The sequence below is a fragment of the Streptomyces sp. NPDC046977 genome, assembly GCF_040644455.1.
Taxonomy (GTDB): Bacteria; Actinomycetota; Actinomycetes; order Streptomycetales; family Streptomycetaceae; genus Actinacidiphila.
In genome coordinates this window covers 108,685-130,718 of the sequence record NZ_JBEYWO010000017.1, presented here as the reverse complement: position 1 = coordinate 130,718, position 22,034 = coordinate 108,685, and the positions used below count along the sequence as shown (strand labels likewise).

The 22,034-nt window shown below is 72.7% G+C and carries 15 protein-coding genes; 6 read left to right on the top strand and 9 right to left on the bottom strand.

The window, feature by feature from the left end; all coding sequences use genetic code 11:
* Nucleotide 1 precedes the first annotated feature (1 nt).
* The 8 genes from ABZ883_RS24395 to ABZ883_RS24360 form a co-directional block, all read right to left on the bottom strand.
* Nucleotides 2–1,402, bottom strand: coding sequence for a PI-PLC domain-containing protein (locus ABZ883_RS24395; RefSeq protein WP_360909411.1), 1,401 nt, complete (start codon nucleotides 1,400–1,402; stop codon nucleotides 2–4).
* 449 nt (nucleotides 1,403–1,851) lie between these two features.
* Nucleotides 1,852–2,949: a 2,3-diaminopropionate biosynthesis protein SbnA gene (gene sbnA / locus ABZ883_RS24390; RefSeq protein WP_360909409.1), complete on the bottom strand. Its 1,098-nt coding sequence runs from the start codon at nucleotides 2,947–2,949 to the stop codon at nucleotides 1,852–1,854.
* A 74-nt stretch (nucleotides 2,950–3,023) separates the two neighbouring features.
* Nucleotides 3,024–4,106 carry a 2,3-diaminopropionate biosynthesis protein SbnB gene (gene sbnB / locus ABZ883_RS24385; RefSeq protein WP_360909407.1) on the bottom strand — a complete coding sequence of 361 codons (1,083 nt, stop codon included), beginning with the start codon at nucleotides 4,104–4,106 and terminating at the stop codon, nucleotides 3,024–3,026.
* Nucleotides 4,103–5,110 carry a TauD/TfdA family dioxygenase gene (locus ABZ883_RS24380; RefSeq protein WP_360909405.1) on the bottom strand — a complete coding sequence of 336 codons (1,008 nt, stop codon included), beginning with the start codon at nucleotides 5,108–5,110 and terminating at the stop codon, nucleotides 4,103–4,105. The genes sbnB and ABZ883_RS24380 overlap by 4 nt, the downstream gene beginning before the upstream one ends.
* Nucleotides 5,111–5,133: 23 nt before the next feature.
* Nucleotides 5,134–8,406 (bottom strand): amino acid adenylation domain-containing protein, encoded by a 3,273-nt coding sequence (locus ABZ883_RS24375; protein ID WP_360909403.1) that lies wholly within the window; start codon nucleotides 8,404–8,406, stop codon nucleotides 5,134–5,136.
* A gap of 33 nt (nucleotides 8,407–8,439) precedes the next feature.
* Nucleotides 8,440–10,947: a Pls/PosA family non-ribosomal peptide synthetase gene (locus ABZ883_RS24370; protein WP_360909602.1), complete on the bottom strand. Its 2,508-nt coding sequence runs from the start codon at nucleotides 10,945–10,947 to the stop codon at nucleotides 8,440–8,442.
* Between the two features lie 508 nt (nucleotides 10,948–11,455).
* Complete coding sequence (locus ABZ883_RS24365; protein WP_360909401.1) at nucleotides 11,456–12,217, bottom strand: hypothetical protein; 762 nt, start codon at nucleotides 12,215–12,217, stop codon at nucleotides 11,456–11,458.
* Nucleotides 12,214–13,884, bottom strand: coding sequence for a serine/threonine-protein kinase (locus ABZ883_RS24360; protein ID WP_360909399.1), 1,671 nt, complete (start codon nucleotides 13,882–13,884; stop codon nucleotides 12,214–12,216). The genes ABZ883_RS24365 and ABZ883_RS24360 overlap by 4 nt, the downstream gene beginning before the upstream one ends.
* A gap of 203 nt (nucleotides 13,885–14,087) precedes the next feature.
* On the opposite strand from ABZ883_RS24360, the gene ABZ883_RS24355 reads away from it, so the two are divergent.
* Both ABZ883_RS24355 and ABZ883_RS24350 read left to right on the top strand, forming a co-directional pair.
* Entirely contained in the window at nucleotides 14,088–15,074 is a 987-nt protein-coding gene (locus ABZ883_RS24355; protein WP_360909397.1) for a lytic polysaccharide monooxygenase, read from the top strand.
* A gap of 192 nt (nucleotides 15,075–15,266) precedes the next feature.
* Nucleotides 15,267–16,229: an NAD-dependent epimerase/dehydratase family protein gene (locus tag ABZ883_RS24350; protein WP_360909395.1), complete on the top strand. Its 963-nt coding sequence runs from the start codon at nucleotides 15,267–15,269 to the stop codon at nucleotides 16,227–16,229.
* On the opposite strand, the gene ABZ883_RS24345 is transcribed toward ABZ883_RS24350, so the two are convergent.
* On the bottom strand, nucleotides 16,204–17,145 hold the full coding sequence (locus tag ABZ883_RS24345) for a MerR family transcriptional regulator (protein ID WP_360909393.1): 942 nt from the start codon (nucleotides 17,143–17,145) through the stop codon (nucleotides 16,204–16,206). The genes ABZ883_RS24350 and ABZ883_RS24345 overlap by 26 nt on opposite strands.
* 365 nt (nucleotides 17,146–17,510) lie before the next feature.
* Here ABZ883_RS24345 and kdpF point away from each other — a divergent pair, with 365 nt between their 5' ends.
* The 4 genes from kdpF (at nucleotide 17,511) to kdpC (ending at nucleotide 22,024) form a co-directional block, all read left to right on the top strand.
* Nucleotides 17,511–17,600 (top strand): K(+)-transporting ATPase subunit F, encoded by a 90-nt coding sequence (kdpF, locus tag ABZ883_RS24340; protein WP_360909391.1) that lies wholly within the window; start codon nucleotides 17,511–17,513, stop codon nucleotides 17,598–17,600.
* Nucleotides 17,600–19,264: a potassium-transporting ATPase subunit KdpA gene (gene kdpA / locus ABZ883_RS24335; RefSeq protein ID WP_360909389.1), complete on the top strand. Its 1,665-nt coding sequence runs from the start codon at nucleotides 17,600–17,602 to the stop codon at nucleotides 19,262–19,264. Before kdpF ends, kdpA begins: the two co-directional genes overlap by 1 nt.
* Before the next feature lie 83 nt (nucleotides 19,265–19,347).
* A complete protein-coding gene (kdpB, locus tag ABZ883_RS24330) occupies nucleotides 19,348–21,381 on the top strand; it encodes a potassium-transporting ATPase subunit KdpB (RefSeq protein WP_360909600.1) in 2,034 nt (677 codons plus the stop codon).
* Nucleotides 21,382–21,400: 19 nt separating this feature from the next.
* The gene (kdpC, locus tag ABZ883_RS24325) at nucleotides 21,401–22,024 is read left to right on the top strand and encodes a K(+)-transporting ATPase subunit C (RefSeq protein ID WP_360909387.1); all 624 of its coding nucleotides are present in this window, start codon (nucleotides 21,401–21,403) and stop codon (nucleotides 22,022–22,024) included.
* Nucleotides 22,025–22,034 lie beyond the last annotated feature (10 nt).

The window sequence follows — 22,034 nt, the reverse complement described above, 5'->3', positions numbered from 1 at the left end:
GCTACGGCACCACCGTGTAGCTGTTGAGCTGGTCGACCGCCGACTGCGGCGAGCCCAGGTCGTAGCGGTCCACGGCCACGTAGTTCGGCTTCTTGCGGGCGGCGGGCTCGCAGAAGTTCTGGACGCGGTTGAGCAGCTTGCTGTTGTCGGTGGTGGCGGTGCCGGCGATGGCCGCGTCCCGGAAGTGGTTCATGACGTAGAGCGGGTGGAAGGCGGGTTCCTCGTGGGTGAGGGGCACGTTGACCCCCGAGCCGTACCAGCGGCTGTAGCAGGACCAGTCGGAACCGCCCAGGCCCGAGCCCATCGACCAGTAGTTCTCGACGGTCCACTCCTGCTGGTACATCACGCCGAAGCTGTCGCGGGTCAGGCCCCCGGAGTCCGCGGCGCGGGTGCGGTCGGTGAAGATCATCAACTGCTTGCCGCGGGCGGCGAGATCGGCCGTCCTCGGCCAGCCGTGCTCGCGCACGCCGTCCTGGTCGGGGCGGTACAGCACGTCCTGGAGGCCGTTGACGCGGGCGAGTTCGGAGCGGAGCACGTCGGCGGAGACGTAGTCCTCCAGGAAGACGGTGGCGAACTGGCCGGGGTGCGCCTTGAGGAAGTCCACCATGCGCTGGACATCCACCCACAGCGCGACCGGGCGGCTGACCAGGGTGCAGCTGTCGTGGCACAGGATCGCGCCGTCCGGGGTCTGGTGGATGTCCATCATGAAGCCGCGCACACCGTCGTTGAGCTGCTGCACGATGCCGCGCGACTGATTGGGGAAGAAGTTCACGAACGGCGGGGCGAAGCCGCCGTCGACGCCGTTGGCGTAGGCGTTGTGCGCGGTCAGGAAGGTGACCTGGTCGAGGGTGCGCTGGTCCGCGGACGGCATCGTGGCCCGCGGCAGCGGTGCGGGGGTCAGGTACCAGCGGGCGAGCGGGCCGTCGGCGGCGATCTGCGGGAGCTCGGGGTACACCCCGCCGGCCGGGGCGGCGCCGAGCGCGAGGCGGTCGGCGGTGCCGGGGACGCCGAGGGCGTACGTGCCCGGGTCCGCGGCGGTCACCTGCCACACCGCGCTCGTGCCGCCGCACGCCACGATCGCGGCCTGCGCGCCGGAGCGGCCGAGGCAGTGGGTCGTGTCGTCGGTGCTGCGCAGCTCGTGACCACCGGGTACGGCCACGGCCGTCCACTGCTGGTGGTCCTCGTTGCCCTTGGGGCGGTGCAGGGCCACGGAGCCGCCGCTGTCGGACGCGTTGAGGCCGTTGACGGCGCTCTGCACGTACAGCTGGCCGTTCGGTACGGCGGCGGTGGCGCCGGAGGCCTGCGGGAGGGCGGGGACGGTGATCGCCGCGAGGGCGGCGGCCACGGCGCACGCGCGGGCAAGGTGGGGGGAGCGGAGACGGTCTCTCCGAGGGTGAGTCATGCGCATGACATACCATCACGCGCGCTCGCCGGGAAAGCACGCAGGGCGGCGGGCATCGGACCGCCCGCGGGCCGACGGAGCGGGTTCGTCCGGGAGTCGGTGGGGATTCACCCGCCACGGGCGGTTGCCGTCCGGGGGCGGGCGGCGCACGGCGGACAGGAACGGACCCTGGGCCGCGCGGGCCGCCGTCGCCTGTGCCCGGCCGGTGACGCCATCCGCACCGCGGGGCCGCCGCCCCACCTTCGGCGGACATCGGCCCGTCGGGGATCGCGCCGCCGAAGCGGCGGTCGCGGCAGGCGTACTGGGGAGAAGCGGTGTGGCGGCGTGCCGCCGATCACGTGCGCCCACGCGGTGCGCCCGGCCGCTCAGCCGTGGCCGCGCACACGGAGCACCCCCGGCCGGGGGCCGGGGGTGCTGGACAGCCGTGTCAGCAACGAGAGGGACGAAGGCTAGGCCTCGGCCTCCCGGTTCTCGGGCCGGCGCTCCTGGTCGGTGCTCCGCCGGCCCGCCCCGTTGTAGCGGCGGCGGTCGGGCGCGGGGGAGAGCGTCGGCGGCTGGGGGGCCATCCAGGCGCCGGCGGCCGACTCCTCCGAGTCGAGCACGTCCTCGCCGTAGAGGGCCTGGAGCCAGTTGGTGTGGTAGACGGTGTCGAGGTACCGCTCGCCGAGGTCGGGGGCGATGGCGGCGGCGGTCAGGCCGTCGGGCGCCTCCTGCCGGCCGAACCACTCCATCGCGCCGCTGACCACCGTCCCGGTCGAACCGCCGAACAGGAAGCCCTTCCTGGCCATGCGGTGGCAGGTGCGGATCGTCTCCGCCTCCTCGACGAGGACGACCTCGTCGACGAAGGACTCGTCCAGCAGCGGCGGCCGCACCCCCATCCCCAGACCGGGGATCATCCGGCGTCCCGGAGGCCCGCCGAACGTGATCGAGCCGACGCTGTCCACCGCGACGATGCGCACCGGGCGGTGCCACTCCCGGAACCAGCGCGCACAGCCCATCAGGGTGCCGGTGGTGCCGGCCCCGACGAAGAGCACGTCCAGCTCGGGGAACTGCCGGGCGATCTGCGGCGCCGTCGTGCGGTAGTGGGCCCGCCAGTTGCCCGGATTGGTGTACTGGCTGAGCCAGACGTACCGGTCGTCGGAGGCGCAGAGCGCGCGGACGTAGTCCAGCCGAGCCCCGAGGAAGCCGCCGTTGGCGTCCAGCCCGGCGATGACGTGCACCTGGCTGCCCAGGGACTCCATCAGCAGCCTGGTGGACAGGTTGCAGCGCGAGTCGGTGACGCACAGGAAGCGGTAGCCCTTGCTCGCCGCGATCATGCTCAGCGCCACGCCCAGGTTCCCGGACGACGACTCGACCAGGATCGAATCCGGGGTGAGCAGTCCCTCGCGCTCCGCTGTCTCCACCATCTCGACGGCCGCTTTGAGCTTGATCGAGCCGGCGAAATTGAAACCCTCGCACTTCAGGTAGAGCGAGCGCCCGAAGATCGGCCGCAGGTCGACATAGAGATCAGCCTCGTTGAAGGCGTGGGGGGCGGAAATGATCGGCACGACGGCCTCCTCATCTGCACGGGGAACTGTTCTACGCGGCGTGGCGAATAGACCTCCTCACTGGGCGAACCGCCTCATCCGTACCGCCTGAGCTCATGGAAGAAGTCGTCGACGACGGTCAGTTCCCCGGAGCGGACCACCTGGTCGTAGACGAACTTGCCGACCGCGAGGTCGAGCACCCCGAGGCCGAAGGGCGAGAAGACGACCGTGCGGTCCGCCGGCACCGCCACCCGTCCGGCCAGCACGTCGTCGAGGGTGCCGTGCAGGAAGTCCCGCCCTCCGGTGAGCTGTTCGGCCAGGTGAGGAGAGGTGTCGGCCTTCAGGCAGTGCTCGACGTCGTCGACGATGTTGAAGGAGTCGAGCACGATCTCCGGCGCGAGGTCGCGCAGCGACACGTGCAGCACCACCGGGTGGTGGGCGAACCAGGACCGCTCGGAGACGTGCGGCCGGCCGGCGACGGTGGCGAACACCACCAGGTCGCTGGAGCGGATCACCTGCTCCGCGCTGTCGTACCGGGTGACGCGTCCGGCCGCGCCCGACTGCTCCAGGTAGCCCTGGAAGCCCGCCGCGCTGTCGGCGGACAGGTCGTGCACGCCGATCTCGTCGAACGCCCAGCCGGTGCCGGCCAGATAGGTGTGCACGTAGCGGGCGATCAGGCCCGTGCCGATGAACCCCACGCGCGCCGGGCGGGGCCGGCCCCGGCTGAGCCGGTCGGCGGCGAGGGCCGCCAGCGCGGCCGTCCGGGTGGCGCTGATGATCGAGCTCTCCAGGCAGGCGAACGGATAGCCGGTGGCGTGGTCGTTGAGGATCAGCACGGCCGACGCCCGCGGGATGCCCGCCGCCACGTTCTCCGGGAAGCTGGAGATCCACTTCAGGCCGTCGACCCGCAGGTCGCCGCCGATCGAGGCGGGCAGCGCGATGATGCGGGAGGCCGGCCGGTCGGGGAAGCGCAGGAAGTACGAGGGCGGGTTCACCGAGTCGCCCGCGCCGTGCAGCCGGTAGGCGGCGCCGACCAGTTCGGTGATCTCGTTCTCGCGTCCCTGGAGTGCCCGGTGCACCTGGCCGCCGGGGATCACCGCGAACGACGGCACCGCGGCCGGCCCGTGGGGCGGCGCGGCCGGTTCCGGCGTGGGGGCGACGGAGTCGAGGGCGGTCATCCGGCTCCCACCTCCACGGTCGGGGCGCAGTCGGCGAGGCGCACCGCGTCGGCCATGCCGACCAGCACCTCGCGCGGACCCTGGAAGGGCTCCCGGCTGTGCGCCGTACGGATGTTGTCGACGAGCAGCAGGTCGCCGGAGTGCCAGGGCTCGCGCACGGTGTGCGACTCGTACACGCCGTTGAGCAGCCGCACGACGTCCTCGCCGACCGGGTCGCCGCCGCCGAAGCGGGTGTTGAACGGCAGGCCGTCGGCGCCGTAGACGTCCAGCAGGTACTCGCGGACCTCGGGGTCGAGCGTCCACTCGTTGAGGAACGCGACCTGGTTGAACCAGCAGCGCCGGCCGGTGCGCGGGTGCGTGACGATCGCGCTGCGGCGCTGGCGCGTGCGGAGCGTGCCGTCGGGCTGCCACTCGAACGCGATCGCGTTGGCGCGGCAGTAGGCCTCCACCGCGGCGCGGTCGTCGGTGCCGAACGCCTCGGCGACCGTCGCGCCGATCTCGTCGTTGTAGCTGCGGGTGAGCAGCCAGCCCTCGCGTTCGAAGCGCCGCACCAGCTCGGCCGGCAGCGCGTCCAGTACGGCACCGGCGTCGGCCACGGCGGTGGCGCCGCCCTCGTCCGGTGCCTGGAGGCAGGCGAACATCATCAGGCCGGGGAACTCCAGCGTGTAGCTCAGTTCGTGGTGCATGCACATGGCCTGGTTCTGCGGCCACTTGGTCGAGGAGTAGACGCCGCCCGGGTGGGACTGCCGGGGGGCGAAGGACTCCCGTTCGGTCATCAGGCCGCCGGTGAGCCCGGCGAAGACCGCGCCCGTTCCGGCCGCGTCGCGGAGCCCGAGACCCCGGACGAGGACGGAGCCGTGCTCGGCGACGACGCCGCGCAGCGTGTCGCGGTGCGCGGCCGCCCAGGCGGCGGCGCCTTCGGCGGGACGGGCCTGGAGCAGGGGCGGCGCTGTCGGGCGCAGCTCCAGGTCGAGCAGGGAGGGCGGGGACGGTGAGGTCGACAAGTCGGTCTCCTCTCGGATGCCGGTCACGGCGTGGCCGGCAGGGGGACGGCGCGCAGGACGGCGGCCGCGGCCGCCTCGGGACAGGTGCGCAGGAAGTAGTGGCCGCCGCCCGCGATCTCGTGCAGGTCGACCTGCGCGGCCAGCCGGCGCCACTCGGGGTAGCGGCGCCGGTGGTCCGCCGTGCGCGGGTCGTCGTCGGCGACGACCACGACGACGGGCACCGCGAGCCGGGCGGGCCACGGCTTCTCCAGGGCGTGGGCGAGGTAGCGGTGCGCCGAGACGCAGTCGTGCCGGAAGGCGGCGGCGACGTGGCCCGCCCGCGCGGGGTCGAGTTCGCCGAGTTCGGGGTGGCCGCCGTGCCCGCTGAGCACTGTCGCGAGCTCGGCGTCGCCGAGCGCGGTCAGTTCGGCGATCTCGGCCCGGCGGCCGGCGGCGTCACCGAGCAACTGCGCGGCGAGGAACACCCGGTGGACCTCCACGCCGCGCTCGCGCAGCCGCCGTGCGGTCTCCAGCGCGTAGGCGGCTCCGGAGGAGTGGCCCCACAGCATGACCGGCCCGGGCCCGCGCCCGGCGACCTCCTCGGCCACCTGCTCGACGACCTGCGTCATCGGGGCGAACGGCTCGCCGTCGGCCGCCGGGTCGTGGCCGGGCAGTTCGACCGCGAGGACGGCGGGACCACCGTTCCCCAGGGCCTTGGCCATCGGCTGGAAGTTGACCGCGTTGCCGCCCGCGTACGGGAAGCAGACCAGCACACCGGCGCGCGCCGGGTCGCCCGGATTCAGCTGCTGCAGCAGGCCGGCGCGCCGGGCCGAGCCGCCGGTGGCCCCCGCGCCCAGGAGCCCGGCCAGGTCGGCGAGCACCGGGTGGCGGGTGACGTCCTTCAGGGAGACGGCACGGTCGAGCAGGATCGCCATGCGCACGGCGGCCAGCGAGGTGCCGCCGCGCTCGAAGAAGTCGTCGCGCCGGTCGACGCGGTCCTCGGGGACGCCGAGCACCTCCGCCCAGGCGGCCGCCAGCCGCCGCTCGTCGGGGGTGCGGGGCGCGTGGCGCTGGTCGTCGGGCACGTCCAGTTCCCCGGCGAGCGCGGTGAGCGCCTTGCGGTCGATCTTGCTGTTCGCCGTGAGCGGCAGGGTCGCGCGCCAGTGGAACGCCGAGGGGATCATGTACGCGGGCAGCGACCTGCCCAGCCGCTCGCGCACGGTGGCCGGTTCGACCGGCCCCGGGCCGCTGTGGAAGGCCACAAGCCGCGCGCCGCCGTCCGCCCCGTCCACGACCACCACCGCGCCGTCGCGGACACCGGGCACCCGCACCAGGGCGTTCTCGATCTCGCCGATCTCGATGCGGAAGCCGCGCACCTTGACCTGGCTGTCCTGGCGTCCCAGGAACTCCAGGGTGCCGCCCGGGTGCCAGCGGCCGTGGTCGCCCGCCCGGTAGAGCCGGCGGCCCGGGTGGTGCGGGTCCTCCAGGAACGACTGCCGGGTGCGCTCGGGGTCGTTGACGTAGCCGCGGCCCACGCAGACCCCCGAGAAGACGATCATGCCGGGGGCGCCGAGCGGCACGGGGGACAGGTGCTCGTCGACGACGTACACGTCCACATTGCGGACGGGCGGGCCGAGGGGCACCCAGTCGGTGTCCGGCGGCCGGTGCATGACGGCGTGGTTGGTGTCGTCCGAGGTCTCCGTCAGGCCGTACGCGTTGACCAGCGCGACCCCGGGCCGCGCCGCGAACCAGCGCTGCGTCAGCTCCTTCTTCAGCGCCTCGCCGGTGACCGACACACAGCGCAGGTCCGGCAGGTCGCGCGGCCGGCGTTCGAGCGCGGACAGCACGACCTCCAGGTACGACGGCACGACCTGGAGCACCGCGACCCGGCCTTCGGCGATCCGGTCGAGGAACCGGTCCGCGTCGAGGATCACGTCCTGTTCGACGATGAGGGTGCGGCCGCCGGTCAGCAGGGCGGCGACCAGCTGCCACAGCGAGATGTCGAAGCACTGCGGCGCGGTCTGGGCGACCGTCCGCCCCTCGGTGATCCCCAGGTCCTCGATCTTGGCCAGCAGGTGGTTCAGGAAGCCGGCGTGCTCGCACATCGCGCCCTTGGGCTCACCGGTGGAGCCGGAGGTGAAGTAGATGTACGCGAGCTGGTCCGGCGTGACCGGGACACCGAGGTCGCCGCCGGCGTGGTCCTCCTCGTACGCGGTTCCGACGAGCATCTTGCGGACCCCGGGCAGGGCGGGCAGCGCCTCGTCGAGCGTGGCGGTGCTGCCGGGCTCGGTCACCACCAGCGTGCTGCCGGCGCGGGAGAGCACGGCGGCGATGCGCTCGGCGGGGAAGTGCGGCTCGACGGGCAGGTAGACACCGCCGGCCTTGAGGATCGCCAGCACGGTGGCCATCCAGTCCAGGTTCCGGGCCGTCACCACCGCGACCACGCCCTCCCGGCGCAGGCCGCGCGAGAGCAGGGCCCGGCCCAGCCGGTTGGCGCGCGCGTTGAGCTCCCGGTAGGTCCACTGCCGGTCGCCGTGGACGGCGGCGACGGCGTCCGGGTGCGCGCGGGCCCGCTCCTCGAAGAGCTCGTGGAAGGGGCGACGGGGCAGCTCCCGGCGCGGTCCCACCATCTCCTCCAGTTGCAGGCGGAGTTCGGCGGGGGCGAGCAGGCTCTGCCGGCCGTGCTCGGCGTCGGGCCCTTCGGCCATCAGCCGCAGCGCGGCCAGGTGGTAGCCCGCGATCCGGGCCGCGCTGTCCGCGTCCAGCACATCGGTGCGGTAGCGCAGCCGCAGCCCACGGGGCGTTCCCTGCCCCGTGACACCGGTCCACAGCACGGTGGTCCGGTGCAGGACGGCCGCGGACCCGTCACCGGTGGGGTCGAGGACGGTCTCGTACGGGGGCCCCGCGAGCCCGAGTTCGCGGCGCAGGGCGTCGAGGTCGACGTCCTGGTGCGCGGCCGCCTCGGACGCGGCGCGGTGCGCGTCCTGTGCCAGGGACCGCCAGGTCGCGTGCCGGGCGGTCAGCCGGCAGGGCAGCGGCGACGCGCCCTCGCCGGCGACCCAGCCGGTGGTGACGTCCCGCTCGCCCGAGAGCGCGGCCAGCACCTTGGCGTGGGCGGCCAGCAGGATCGAGCCGAGGGGCACGCCCAGTTCGGCGGTGAGCCGGCCCAGGGCCGCGACCAGGTCGGCGGGGAAGTCCGCCTCGTGCGTACCGAGGCCGGGCGACGGGTCCGCGGTCCAGCGGGGGACCGCGGTGAATCCGCCTGCTGTGAGCACACCGCGCCAGAACTCCCGGCCGGTGTCCGCTGCTGTGTTCATCGGGGCGTTCCTCCACTCACCGCTGACGCGGCGCTACTCTCGGCCGATCAGGGTGCTGCCGCAGGCGGGGACGCCGCCTCGGACGTCCTCCCGGGCGGCGGCCTGCGGGACGGGGACGCCCTCCGGCATCTCGTGCGCGGGGTTCCCGCCCCAGCGGGCCTGCGGGGGCATTTCCTCGCCCTTCATGAGGAAGGAGTCGGGGGCGAGTTCGGCGCCGTCGTGCATCGTCACGCCGTAGTGGACGAGGGCGCCGACGCCGAGCGTGCAGCGGGCCCCCAGGGTGATGCGGTCGGACTTGAAGGTGCCGTCCTCCTGGGAGTGGCACTGGACGACGGTGCCCTCGTTGAGGGTGCAGTCGTCGCCGATGGTGGTGAGGGAGCGCTCGGGCAGGAAGCAGCCGTCGTCGTAGACCCGCTTGCCGATGCGCACGCCCATCAGCCGCCACATCACGCTCTTGAGCGGCGTGCCGTTGAAGAACATGACGAACAGCGAGGCCGCGGTCACCTTCCAGTAGCGCTCGTGCCGCCAGAAGGCCTCGTCGTAGATCGAGCAGTAGAGCGGCCGCAGCCCCCGGAAGCCGGTGGCCGCGCGTTCGGCGAGCACGAGGTAGCCGGCGGTGAACGCCAGCGTCACCACGTTGGCCAGGGCGACCACCGCGACGCCGTAGGCGGGGTGCAGGTCGTACAGGTCGGCGGCGAACGACGCGATCAGGGCCACGCCGAAGAAGAACAGCCACCGCATGAGCAGGTGCAGGGCCATGGTGACGGCGTTGTGCCGGTTCTTCGCCGTCAGCCGGGCCCGGAACTCCTCGCCGCTCTTGAGGTCGTCGAAGCGGCTGTCGCGCAGGACCGTGCGCGGGATCTCGAAGCTCGGCGAGCCCAGCAGCCCGACGTTCTCCCGGACCTCGCCGTCGAGCGGGACCATGACCTTCGTGGCGAGCAGGCAGTTCTCGCCCGTCCTGCCTTGCGCGGGGTAGGCGATGTGGTTGCCGAGGAAGTTGTGGGCGCCGATGGACACCCGGGTCACGCGGAAGGACGTGCCGGAGTACTCGGCGTTCATGATCGACAGCCCGTCGGCGACCATCGTGCCGCTGCCGACGGAACTGAGGTACGGGTTCTCGTGCTTGACCTCGGTGCCGAAGTTGGAGCCGGTCTGCTCGACCTCCGACAGGTCGTAACCGAGCCGGCGCAGGTAGTGGACGATGGCCGAGCTGTCGCCGAACAGCGTCCGGTAGAACCGCCGGTTGGTCATCAGGCCGATCGTCCGGTGGACCCCGTAGCGGAAGCCGTAGAGGGGGTACACGGTGTCCGGCTTGACGAGCAGGTTCAGCAGCCGCGGCAGGGTGACCACCAGGAGCAGCCCGAGCAGCGCGGCACCGAAGAAGAAGACGAGGGAGGCCGCCAGCGCGTCGGCGTAGAACGTCCACGAACTCAGGGCCACGGGCCCCGGGTCGAGCAGGGCGCCGAACTGCGGCACCACGTCCACGAGCAGGGCCACGCCGCCGACGAAGCCGGGCACGTACAGCGTGATCGCCATCAGCAGCTGGGACAGGCTGTACGCGGCCTTGCGCGCCCCGCCGCAGTCGGCGGCGGGGACCGCCATGAAGTCCGCACCGGCCCCGGGCTGCGCCGGCGAGCCGTGCCAGCGCTCCCCGTCCGGCACGGACTGGCCGCGGTGCAGGGAGGAGGCGTGGGCGAGCTGGGCGCCGTCGCCCATGGAGACGCCGATGTCGAGCACCGTGACCTCGCCGACGAAGACGCCCTTCCCGAGGGTGACCGGGCCGGTCTGGATGACCCCGGCCTGCGCCCGGTAGCAGCTCAGGTAGGCGTCCTTGCGGATCACCGTGCCGTCGCCGATGGTCAGCAGGTCCGTGCAGACGGGCAGGTGCCGCGACAGGACGGTGACACCGCGGCCGATCCGCGCCCCCAGGGCCCGCAGGTAGAGGGAGTAGAGCGGCGAGCCGACGAAGAGGATCAGCGGGTTCATGCGGATGAGCGTCTTGACGCACCAGAAGCGGAAGTACGCCAGGCTCCAGATGCGGATCTGCTGCGGCTTCCAGCGGCCCACGATCAGCCACTTGCCGAGCACGGGCAGCACGCACAGGGACAGGAAGGCGCCGCCGCCGAAGACGACGGACCGTATGTAGGTGTCGGCCAGGCCGTGCCCGGCGGCCGTCCACTCCGCGCCGGTGGTCGCGATCAGCGCCACCACATAGGTGTAGCCGAGGAAGAACAGCACTTGGAGGGTGCCGCAGAGCAGGTGGCGCGGGGTGCCCACGGGCTCGGGCAGGGCCGGGAGCGCCACGGGGGCCGGAGCCTCGGGGGCGGCATCGGGGGCCGGCTCGGCGGTCTCGGTGAGGGCCGCCGCGAGGCCGCGCACCGTGGGGTGCCGGTAGATCTCCCGCATGGACACCGACGGCAGGTCGGCATGCTTCCTGACCCGTGCGCAGAAGTGCGCCATCACCAGGGAGTCGGCGCCCAGTTCCTCGAAGAAATGGCTGTCGGCCGGGACCTGTTCGACTCCCAGCAGGCCGGCCAGCATCTCGGCGAGGACCGCCTCGGTCGCGGCCGCTCGGCCGGGACTGTCGCGCTGGGTGGTTGAAGATTCACCCGTATCGTGCGCCAGGAGTTCGACGGATTCGTCCACGATCTGAGCTCCTTGAGGAGATGTCGCCCCGCCGGCCGTCGGCGCCGCCGACCGCCGGTGTCCTCGTGCCCCGGTAAAGCCCGAGGCAAAAAATCCTAAATACATCGGTTAATGAGCTCTTCTCAAGCCATACAACCATATGTCGCTCCTCGTAGTCTCCGCTGATCTTCGCCGGGTTGCCACTCGAACCCGGCCGCCGCGGTGCGGGCCCGGTTCCGCCGAGCAGATGCGCAGCGAAACCGGGGGCGGCCACCGATACCGTTCCCGAAAGCGCCAAAGGCCACGGATTCACGATCTGCGAGCGGATGGGCGAGCGCCCGGAATTCCGTCACTCAGCGTGTACTTGCCGGGTCCGGTTGTGAGTCGGCGGACACCCGGTGCTGATGGGTCGTCACCCTTTGTGTCAGGTGCAGGTGTACGTGAACGCCGCGGTCGCCGAGCGGCTGCCGGGTGCGCTCACCCGCAGTTCGGCCCGCGCGTCGTAGGTGCCGTGGCCGTGGAACGTCCACAGCAGGTGCAGCCGGGTCGTCGCGCGGCCGCGCGGCACCTTCTCGTACAGCGTGTTCGACGACGTTCCGTCATTGCGCAGCCAACGGTAAGTGATCGTTCCGGCGCGGCCGTTGGTGCGGACCGTGGCGACCACGTCCACCCGGGTGTCGCACGACGGCGCCGAGGGCACCGCGGCCACCGTCACCTCCCGCACCGCGAGCCCCGGCCCGAAGCGCTGCCACGCCAGGTAGGCCAGCACGGCGAGCAGCACGGCACCGGCCAGGAGGTAGCGGCGCGGCCCGCGGCGCCGGCGCGCGGCGGCGGGACCGGGCACGGCGGGCGGGCTCAGGGTGCCGTGCCACACCTGTGCCGCGACGTTCGCGCGGGCAGCGGCCGCCGGGGTCACGCCGGGCCCGAAGCGCATGACCTCTCCGTCCACCCGGTCCGGGAGGGTGACGGACGGCTCGGTACGGGTCGCCGGCGTCCCGGGCGTCGTGGCGGCGGGCGCCCAGTGCTCCGCGAGGACGGTCGCGCTGTAGTCCGGCGCCGGCTCCGGCCGCTCGTCGGCGGGCGGGACGGCGGCGTCCTGGACGGGCGGGACGGCGTCCTGGGGCTCCTGGCCGAGCCGCCAGGTGCGCTTCGTGTCCTCCGGCGTGAGGTCGCGCGGCTCGCTCATGAGATCTGCACGCACTGACGCGAGTCGGACAGGATCTGCTGTGTCGACTGCCCGTTGCCCGCGTCCGGCGAGGTCGACGCGACGGCCCCGAACCAGCAGCCCGACGTGCGCGGGAACGTGTGCGGGACCGTGAACGTGTACACGGTCTGCCCCTTCAGCGGGAGCACCGACGTGCCGTCCGGCGTGCCGAGTTCGCCTTTGCCGGTGCCCTGGAACCAGGCGACGGTCAGGGTCACGGGGCGGGCGTCGCTCGTTGTCACCCGGACGCTTGCCGACACGGCGAACGTCCCCGTCTGGGACAGCGTGGTCATGGACACCGATTCGACCGTCACGGGCGGTGTGGGCGACGCCGAGGTGGACGGCGGGCCGGTCGTCGGCGGAGGCGACGTCGTGGTCGCCGTCCCGCCGGTGGGTGCGGAGGTCGTGGGGCTGGTCGACGGCGGCGTGGAACCGGTGGTGGCGGTGGCGCCGGCCGTGGCGGACGCGCTCGCGGACGGCGCCACGGACGGTGAGGCCGATGGGGGTGCCGACGCCGTGGGGCTGCTGGACGGGCTGCCGGACGGCGGCGCGACCGTTCCGCCGGGGGCGCCCGAGCCGTCGTCCGGGGTGGCGGTGGTGGTCGTCCCGGACCAGTTGGCGGTGGTCTGCCGGGGGCCCTCGCCCGAGGCCACCGCGGCGAAGGTCAGCAGACCCGCCAGGGCGAGGCCGCCCACGGCCGCCAGGAGTCCCTGCCGGCCGAGCCGGCGGCCGCCCTGCCCGATCACGGTGGTGGCGAGCGCGGTCTGCGCACCCTGCGCCCGCGCCGAGGGGAACAGCAGCGGCAGCAGCGCCGCCAGGGCTGCCAGCCTGCGCTGACCGCGTTCCTCCCACTCCGGGCCGTAGGCGGCTCCCGCGATCTCCTCCAACTCGGCGACGAAGGCCGCCGCGTCGGCGGGCCGGTCCGCCGGTTCCTTGGCCATCCCGCGCCGCAGCAGGGGGTGCAACTCCTGCGGGGTGCCGTCCACGGGCACCGGGCCCTCGATGTGCCGTACCGCCAGCTCGGCGAAGTTCTCGCCGTGGAACGGCTTGCGGCCGGTCAGGCACTCGTAGAAGGTCGCCGTCGCCGCGTAGACGTCGGTCGCGGGGGAGGCGGACAACCCGGTCCACTGCTCCGGTGCCATGTAGGCGGGCGTTCCGGCCACGTCCGGGGTCTCGCCGCTGCGTGCCGCGATCCCGAAGTCGACCAGCTTGGACGAACCGTCCGCCGCGACGAGCACGTTCTCCGGTTTGTAGTCGCGGTGCACGACGCCGGTGCGGTGCGCGGCGGCCAGGCCCAGCAACGAGCCCTTCAGGACCACCAGGGCCGCCTCGGGACCGGTCGCGCCCTCCTGCCGCAGCAGCGCGCGCAGCGCGATGCCGTCGACGAGTTCCATGACGATGGCCGCGCCGTGCGGGCCCTCGACGTACTCGTACAGGCTCACCACATACGGCGTGTCCAGGCCGCCGAGGAGCTGCGCCTCGGCGCGGAACTCGCGCAGGAAACCGGCGTCGGTGCGCAGTTCGTCGCTGAGGTACTTGATCGCCACGGGAGTTGACGTGGCGTCATGCCGGGCCAGGACGACCCGGCCGCTGCCGCCCGAACCCAGTTCCGCCGACTCCGAGTAGCCCGGAGCGCTCCAGCCGCTCATCCCCTCGCCCCCCTCACAGCGCCGCACGGTACCCCCGCCCGCACCCGCTGTCCCCCTCACAGACACATTTCCCCCATTGCCGGTTCCCGGGGGCCGGCCGCTGAACGCCGGACGCGGACGGCCCGTAGTACGGGGCGACTTGCGTACCCGACTCAATGACCGTCAACGACCGGCAACGACCGGCATAAGGGGAGGCGCCCGGCATGGCCCCATCGCGCCACGTGCTCAGAACCGTCGTCGCGGGGACCGCCGCGCTGCTGCCCCTGCTGGCGTCGGCGGGACCCGTCGCCGCGCACGGGGCGCCCGTCGACCCCGTCAGCCGGGCCGCGGCGTGCGCGGCCGGCAGCGGGCGTTTCACCGGTACGCCGGCCTGCCGCGCCGCCGCGGCGGCCAATGGGGGCGGTGCTGCCTTCGCGGACTGGGACAACCTGCGCGTCGCCGGTGTCGCGGGCCGCGACCGGCAGGTCGTCCCCGACGGCAAGTTGTGCAGCGGCGGCCTGCCCGCGTACCGGGGCCTGGACCTCGCGCGCGCCGACTGGCCGGCGACGCGGCTCGTGCCCGGCGCCGCCTTCACGATGCGCTACGCCACGACCATTCCCCACCAGGGCACGTTCCGGCTCTACTTGACGAAGCAGGGCTACGACCCGACCCGCCCGCTGACCTGGTCCGAGGTCGCCTCCCGCCCCTTCCTGACCGCCACCGACCCGGCGATCCAGGGCGGTGCGTACCGGATCAGCGGGCGGCTGCCCGCGGACCGCACGGGCCGCCATGTGCTCTTCACGATCTGGCAGAACTCCTCGACGCCGGACACCTACTACTCCTGCTCGGACGTGGTGTTCCCGGCCGCGGCGAAGCCGGCCGGCGGCGGGGCGCCCGCGAAGACCGCCAAGCCTCCCCGGCCCGCCGCGTCCGTGAAGCCGGCGCCGTCGCCCGGCCGGGCGAGTGCCTCCGCGCAGCGGGGGGTCTCCGCCTCGCCGTCGCGAGTGCCCGCCACTCCGTCCCCCGCCTCGCCGTCCGGCGCCGTCCCGGCGGCCGAGTCCCCGGACGCGCAGCCCGTCGCCGCGCAGGGCGGCGGTTCCGGTTCGGGCCCCACCGCCCTGGCGATCGGCAGCGCCGCCGGTCTCGCCGTCACCGGGCTGCTCGCCCTCGCCCTGCGCCGCCGGCGCTCCCCGGGCACCCGCCCGGGCTGAGCCTCTCCACGGCCCGGGGTCGCGCCACCGCTCGGCGGCGCGACCCCGGGCCGTCGTGTGTTCCGCGGGCCGCCGGCCTCCCCTGCTCGTACCGGGTATTGCTGCCGGCCATCCCGCTCGTTATAGTCTCTAACGAACGAGAGAAGCAGTTGCGTCCCGTAAAAGTCCACCACTTCGCAAAGGGGAATCGCCATGTCCGGCACCGCACGCACCCTGCACACCGTCCTCGGGGCCGGTCCCGCGGGCACCGCTGTCGCGACGGAGCTCGCGCGACGGGGACACGCCGTCCGTCTGGTCGACCGCAAGGGCGAGGGCCCCGCCTACGAGGGGGTGGAGCGCCGGGCGGCGGACGTGAGCACGCCGGAGGGCGCGCTGACCGCGATCGAGGGGGCGGCGGTGGTCCACCACGCCGTGAACGTCGGCTATCACCTCCAGGTCGAGGTCATGCCCCGGATCCAGCAGGCGGTCCTCGGCGCCGTCGAGGCCACCGGGGCCCGGCTGGTCGTGCTGGACACGCTGTACCCGTACGGCGAGACCCACGGCGAGGTCATGACCGAGGAGACGCCCTGGCGCGCCACCTCCCGCAAGGGCCGCATGCGCGCGGAGCTGGACGAGCGCTACCTGGCCGCGCACCGCGAGGGCCGGGCCCGCGTCGTGCTCGCCCGCTCCGCCGACTTCGTCGGGCCGGGCGCGTTCAACTCCTCGCTCGGCGGCGCGTTCTTCCCCGCGGCCCTGACCGGCGGCGAGGCGCTCGGCCTCGGCGACATCGACCTGCCGCACAGCTACACCTTCATCGGCGACGTCGCGGTGGGCCTCGCCACCCTGGGCGAGCGCCCCGAGGGCGACGGGCGGGTCTGGCACCTGCCGACCGCGCCCGCCGTCACGACGCGCGAGGTGCACCGCATGGTCGAGGAGCGGATCGGGCGGCCGCTGAAGGTCCTCGTGGTGGACGAGCTGCGGCCCGTGGGGCCCTTCGACGAGGTGTTCGTCGGCGAGTACGCCGAGATGTTCTACCAGCACACCGAGCCGCAGATCATGGACTCCTCGGCCTTCGAGAACACCTTCGGCGTCCGCCCCACACCGCTGGGCGAGGCCCTGGACGCCACCCTCGCCTTCTACCGCGAGGTGCTCAGCCGGCCCGCAGAGCGGAGCTGAACCACAGGACGGCCGGGGTCAGGGCGGGCGGCGCCGGCTGCCCGCCGACCGCCGCCACGAGCTGCCAGTACCGCTCGTAGCGCGCGTCATGGCCGGCCTCCAGCCGCTCCAGCAGCCAGGCGCGGAACTCCGCGTCGTCCCGGCGGCCGGTCAGCCGCGCGTAGGCGGCCACCAGCTCGTCGACGACCGGACGGGCCTCGGCGGATGCGGGGTTGGTCCCGGCCTCAGCGGCGCCCCCCGCGCGTTCCCGCAGGAGCGCGGCCAGGGACGCCAGGTCCTCCGCGGCCGGCGGGGCCGCCGCGGCGCCGGCGGTGCGGCTCTGGTCGGCGACGGCCCGGCGCATCGCGGCGCGGAAGCCGGGGTCCTGCACCAGTCCGGCGAGCTCCACCCAGGCGTCGACCTGCGCGGCCGTGGCGTCCTCGGGCAGTACGGGCACGGCGTCGCGCATCATGGCGACGAAGGCGGGGTCGGCGTCGATGCCCTCGACGGTGTGGTCGATGAACTCCTCGACGAGTCGGCGGCGTTCGCGGTCCGAGAGCGTGGCGAGCTGGTGCATGAGTGCGGTCTCCTGTGGTGAGGACCCGCGCCCCGCGACCGTCCGCAGCACCGCCTGGCGCATCCGCAGGGTGCGGATCTGCACCTCCAGGGCCTCGGCGTGGGCCGCGGCGACCTCGGCGACGGTGATCTCGCGGCGCAGGATGCGATGGATCGCGGCGAGGTCGATGCCGAGGTCGCGCAGCGTGCGGACGAGGCCGAGACGGTCCAGCGCGGCACGGTCGTAGAGCCGGTATCCGGCGGGTGTGCGGTCGGTCGGCGGCACCACTCCGGCGTCCGACCAGTACCGGATGGTCTTGACCGTCAGACCGGTCAGCCGGGCCAGGTCGCCGATGGTGTGGAGGGTGGTGTCGTCGTCCATGTCCGCCATCGTGGGGTCTCCCGCCGGGGGAGACTCAAGCCCGCGCCCGGCCCGGTCCGCGACCGGGATCCCGAGCCTGCCACGGATCCGGCCCACCGGGCCGCCCCGGGGCGGCGGGGCGTAAAAACACCGTTAAGCCGCCGCGAGCACCCGTATGGAAGGCGCCAACAAACCTGGTCGGGGGCGTCTGGGGGCGCTTCTCTACGGGAGGCCGGTTCTCACCGGCACCGCTTGCCCCCGAGGGCGGGCGGTCACTGTGCCACACGTCTCCCGGGGTGCTCTCGCATGCCAGACCTAGCGTTCCTCGTCATCGCCGTCGTCGCCTTCGCCGTCATCGGCCTCGTCGCCAAGGGGGTCGAGCGGCTGTGAGCGTTGACAACATCGTCGGTCTTGTCGTCGCCGTCGCCCTGGTCGGGTACCTGGTGCTGGCGCTGATCCACCCGGAGAAGTTCTAGTGAACGACACCCTCGCGGGCTGGCTCCAGATACTCGCGCTGGTCGGCGCGCTGGCCCTCTCCTACCGACCACTGGGCGACTACATCGCCCACACCCTGACCTCGGTCAAGCACCTGCGCGTCGAGCGCCTCGTGTACCGGCTGGGCGGGGTGGACGGGGACGCCGACCAGAAGTGGTCCGTGTACCTGCGGAGCGTGCTCGCCTTCTCCGCCGTCTCCGTCTTCTTCCTCTACGGGCTGATGCGGCTGCAGAACCACCTGCTGCTGGACATCGGCATGCCGGCCGTCACGCCGGGCGTCGCCTTCAACACGGCCATCTCCTTCGTGACGAACACCAACTGGCAGGCGTACTCGGGTGAGTCCACCATGGGCCACCTGGTGCAGATGTCCGGCCTCGCGGTGCAGAACTTCGTGTCCGCGGCCGTCGGCATCGCCGTCGTCGCCGCCTTGATCCGGGGCTTCACGCGCAAGAAGACCGACCGCGTCGGCAACTTCTGGGTGGACCTCACCCGCATCACCGTCCGCGTGCTGGTGCCGATCGCGTTCGTCTTCGCGATCGTGCTGGTCGCCGCGGGCGTGGTGCAGAACTTCCACGGCGTGGAGTCGATCGCGACCATCGCCGGCGACCACCAGAGCCTGACCGGCGGACCGGTCGCCTCGCAGGAGGTCATCAAGGAGCTGGGCACCAACGGCGGCGGTTTCTACAACGCCAACTCCGCCCACCCCTTCGAGAGCCCGAACGCCTTCACCAACTGGCTGGAGATCTACCTCCTGCTGGTGATCGCCACCTCGCTGCCGCGCACCTTCGGCCGCATGGTCGGCGACAACCGCCAGGGCTACGCGATCCTCGCCGTGATGGCCACCATCTGGGCCGCGTCGGTCGCCATCGTCACCGTGAACGAACTGCACAGCGTCAGCAGCCAGGCGGGTCATCTGGCCGGCGGCATGATGGAGGGCAAGGAGCAGCGCTTCGGCGTGTGGGGCTCGGCCCTGTTCGCCGTGTCGACCACGCTGACCTCCACCGGCGCCGTCAACTCGTTCCACGACTCGTACTCGCCCATCGGCGGCGGCATGACGATCTTCAACATGATGCTCGGCGAGATCGCGCCCGGTGGTACCGGCTCCGGCCTCTACGGCATCCTCATCCTCGCGATCGTCGCGGTCTTCGTCGCCGGTCTGATGGTCGGCCGCACGCCGGAGTACCTGGGCAAGAAGCTCGGCGGCCGCGAGATGAAGTTCGCCTCCCTCTACATCCTCACCACCCCGGCGATCGTGCTGGTCGGCGCGGGCCTGGCCATGGCCCTGCCGGGTGAGCGGGCGGGCATGCTCAACTCGGGCGCGCACGGCTTCTCCGAGGCCCTGTACGCCTTCACCTCCGCCGCCAACAACAACGGCTCGGCGTTCGCCGGCATCACCGTGAACACCGACTGGTACAACACGGCCCTCGGCCTGGCGATGCTCTTCGGCCGCCTCCTGCCGATCGTGTTCGTCCTGGCGCTGGCGGGATCGCTGGCGCAGCAGCAGCCGGTCCCCGCGACGGCGGGCACGCTGCCGACCCACCGGCCGCAGTTCGTCGGCCTGCTGACGGCCGTGATCCTCATCGTCGTCGGTCTCACCTACTTCCCCGCCCTCGCGCTGGGTCCGCTCGCGGAAGGTCTGTCCTGATGTCCCTGACCACCCTCGAACCCCCGGCCGCGCCGGGGGCCGCATCGCCCGGGCCGCAGCATCCGCACCGCGTCTCCGGCGGCATGCTGGACCCGAAGCAGATGATCACCTCGCTTCCCGGCGCGCTGCGGAAGCTCGACCCCCGGGTGATGTTCAAGAACCCGGTCATGTTCGTGGTCGAGGTCGGCGCCGTCCTCACCACCCTGTCGGCGATCAAGGACCCGAGCATCTTCGCCTGGGTCATCACCGTCTGGCTGTGGCTGACCGTCGTCTTCGCCAACCTGTCCGAGGCCGTCGCCGAGGGCCGCGGCAAGGCGCAGGCGGAGACCCTGCGGCGCACCAAGACCGACACCGTCGCCCGCCGTGTGGCGGACTGGCGGCCGGGTGCCACCGGGCTCCGTGAGGAGCAGGTGCCCGCTTCCGGGCTGCGGCTCGGCGACCACGTGGTCGTCGAGGCCGGGCAGATCATCCCGGGCGACGGTGACGTCGTCGAGGGTGTCGCCTCGGTGGACGAGTCGGCGATCACCGGTGAGTCGGCCCCGGTCATCCGGGAGTCCGGCGGTGACCGCTCGGCGGTCACCGGTGGCACCAAGGTGCTGTCCGACCGGATCGTCGTCCGCATCACGTCCAAGCCGGGCGAGACCTTCATCGACCGGATGATCGCCCTGGTCGAGGGCGCCTCCCGGCAGAAGACGCCCAACGAGATCGCGCTCAACATCCTGCTGGCCTCGCTGACCATCGTCTTCCTGCTGGCGGTCGTCACCCTGCAGCCGTTCGCGATCTACGCGGGCGCCGAGCAGAGCATCGTCATCCTCGTGGCCCTGGTCGTCGCGCTCATCCCGACGACCATCGGCGGTCTGCTGTCCGCGATCGGCATCGCCGGCATGGACCGCCTGGTGCAGCGCAATGTGCTGGCGATGTCCGGCCGTGCCGTCGAGGCCGCCGGTGACGTCAACACCCTGCTGCTGGACAAGACCGGCACCATCACCCTCGGCAACCGCCAGGCGGCCGAGTTCCTGCCGGTCGGTGCCGTCACCGCCGAGGAGCTGGCGGACGCCGCGCAGCTGTCGTCGCTGGCCGACGAGACGCCCGAGGGCCGCTCCGTCGTCGTCCTGGCGAAGGAGAAGTACGGCCTGCGGGCCCGGCACGAGGGCGAGCTCGGCCACGCCGAGTTCGTGCCCTTCACCGCCCAGACCCGTATGTCCGGCGTCGACGTCGACGGCCGCCAGATCCGCAAGGGCGCCGCGTCCGCGGTCACCGCGTGGGTCACCGAGAACGGCGGCCAGGCCGGCGAGGAGGTGCAGTCGCAGGTCGACCGCATCTCGCAGTCGGGCGGCACGCCGCTCGTCGTCGCCGTCAAGGACGGCGGCGCGGCCCGGGTCCTGGGTGTCATCCACCTGAAGGACGTCGTCAAGGAGGGCATGCGGGAGCGGTTCGACGAGCTGCGGCGGATGGGCATCCGCACGGTGATGATCACGGGTGACAACCCGCTCACCGCGAAGGCGATCGCCGAGGAGGCGGGTGTCGACGACTTCCTCGCGGAGGCGACGCCCGAGGACAAGATGGCGCTGATCAAGCGGGAGCAGGCGGGCGGCAAGCTCGTCGCGATGACCGGTGACGGCACCAACGACGCCCCGGCGCTGGCCCAGGCCGATGTCGGCGTGGCCATGAACACCGGTACCTCGGCCGCCAAGGAGGCCGGGAACATGGTGGACCTGGACTCCAACCCGACCAAGCTCATCGAGATCGTGGAGATCGGCAAGCAGCTGCTGATCACCCGCGGCGCGCTGACGACGTTCTCCATCGCCAACGACGTGGCGAAGTACTTCGCGATCATCCCCGCGATGTTCGCGATCGCCTACCCGGGCCTGGACAAGCTCAACATCATGCAGCTGCACAGCCCGCAGTCGGCGATCGTCTCGGCGATCATCTTCAACGCCCTCATCATCGTGGTGCTGATCCCGCTCGCGCTGCGCGGAGTCCGCTACCGGCCGTCCTCGGCGTCCGCACTGCTGACCCGCAACATCTGGATCTACGGTCTGGGTGGCCTGGTGCTGCCGTTCGCCGGCATCAAGGTGATCGACCTGATCATCCAGTTCATCCCCGGACTCAGCTGACCGAAGAAGGCAACCCATCATGAACGGCTCTCTTCCCACCGTGGTCCGGAACCATCTGGCCGCCCTGCGCATGCTGCTGGTGTTCACGGTCGTCGCGGGCATCGTGTACCCGCTGGCCGTCACCGGGGTCGCCCAGGCGGTCTTCCCCGGCCAGGCCAACGGCTCCAAGATCACGCAGGACGGCAAGACCGTCGGCTCCAGCCTCATCGGCCAGAGCTTCAACCTCCCGAAGAAGAACCCGGACGACGCCGACGAGGCCGCCCTGCCGGACCCGAAGTGGTTCCAGCCGCGGCCCGGCGGGTACGACCCGCTCGCCACCGGCGCGTCCAACCTCGGTCCCAATGACGAGGGCCTGATCAAGACGATCAAGGAACGCCGCGCCGCCGTGGCCGAGTTCGACGACGTCGCCCCCGGCGACGTCCCGGTCGACGCCATCACGGCCTCCGGCTCCGGTGTCGACCCGCACATCTCGCCGGCCTACGCCTACGAGCAGGCCGACCGTGTCGCCACGGCCCGCGGCCTGGACGCGGCCGAGGTGCGCAAGCTGGTCGCGGACCACGTGCAGGGCCGCGTCATCGGCTTCCTCGGCGCGGAGCGCGTCAACGTGGTCGAGCTCAACCTCGCGCTCGCCCAGCTCGGGTGACGTCGCGTTC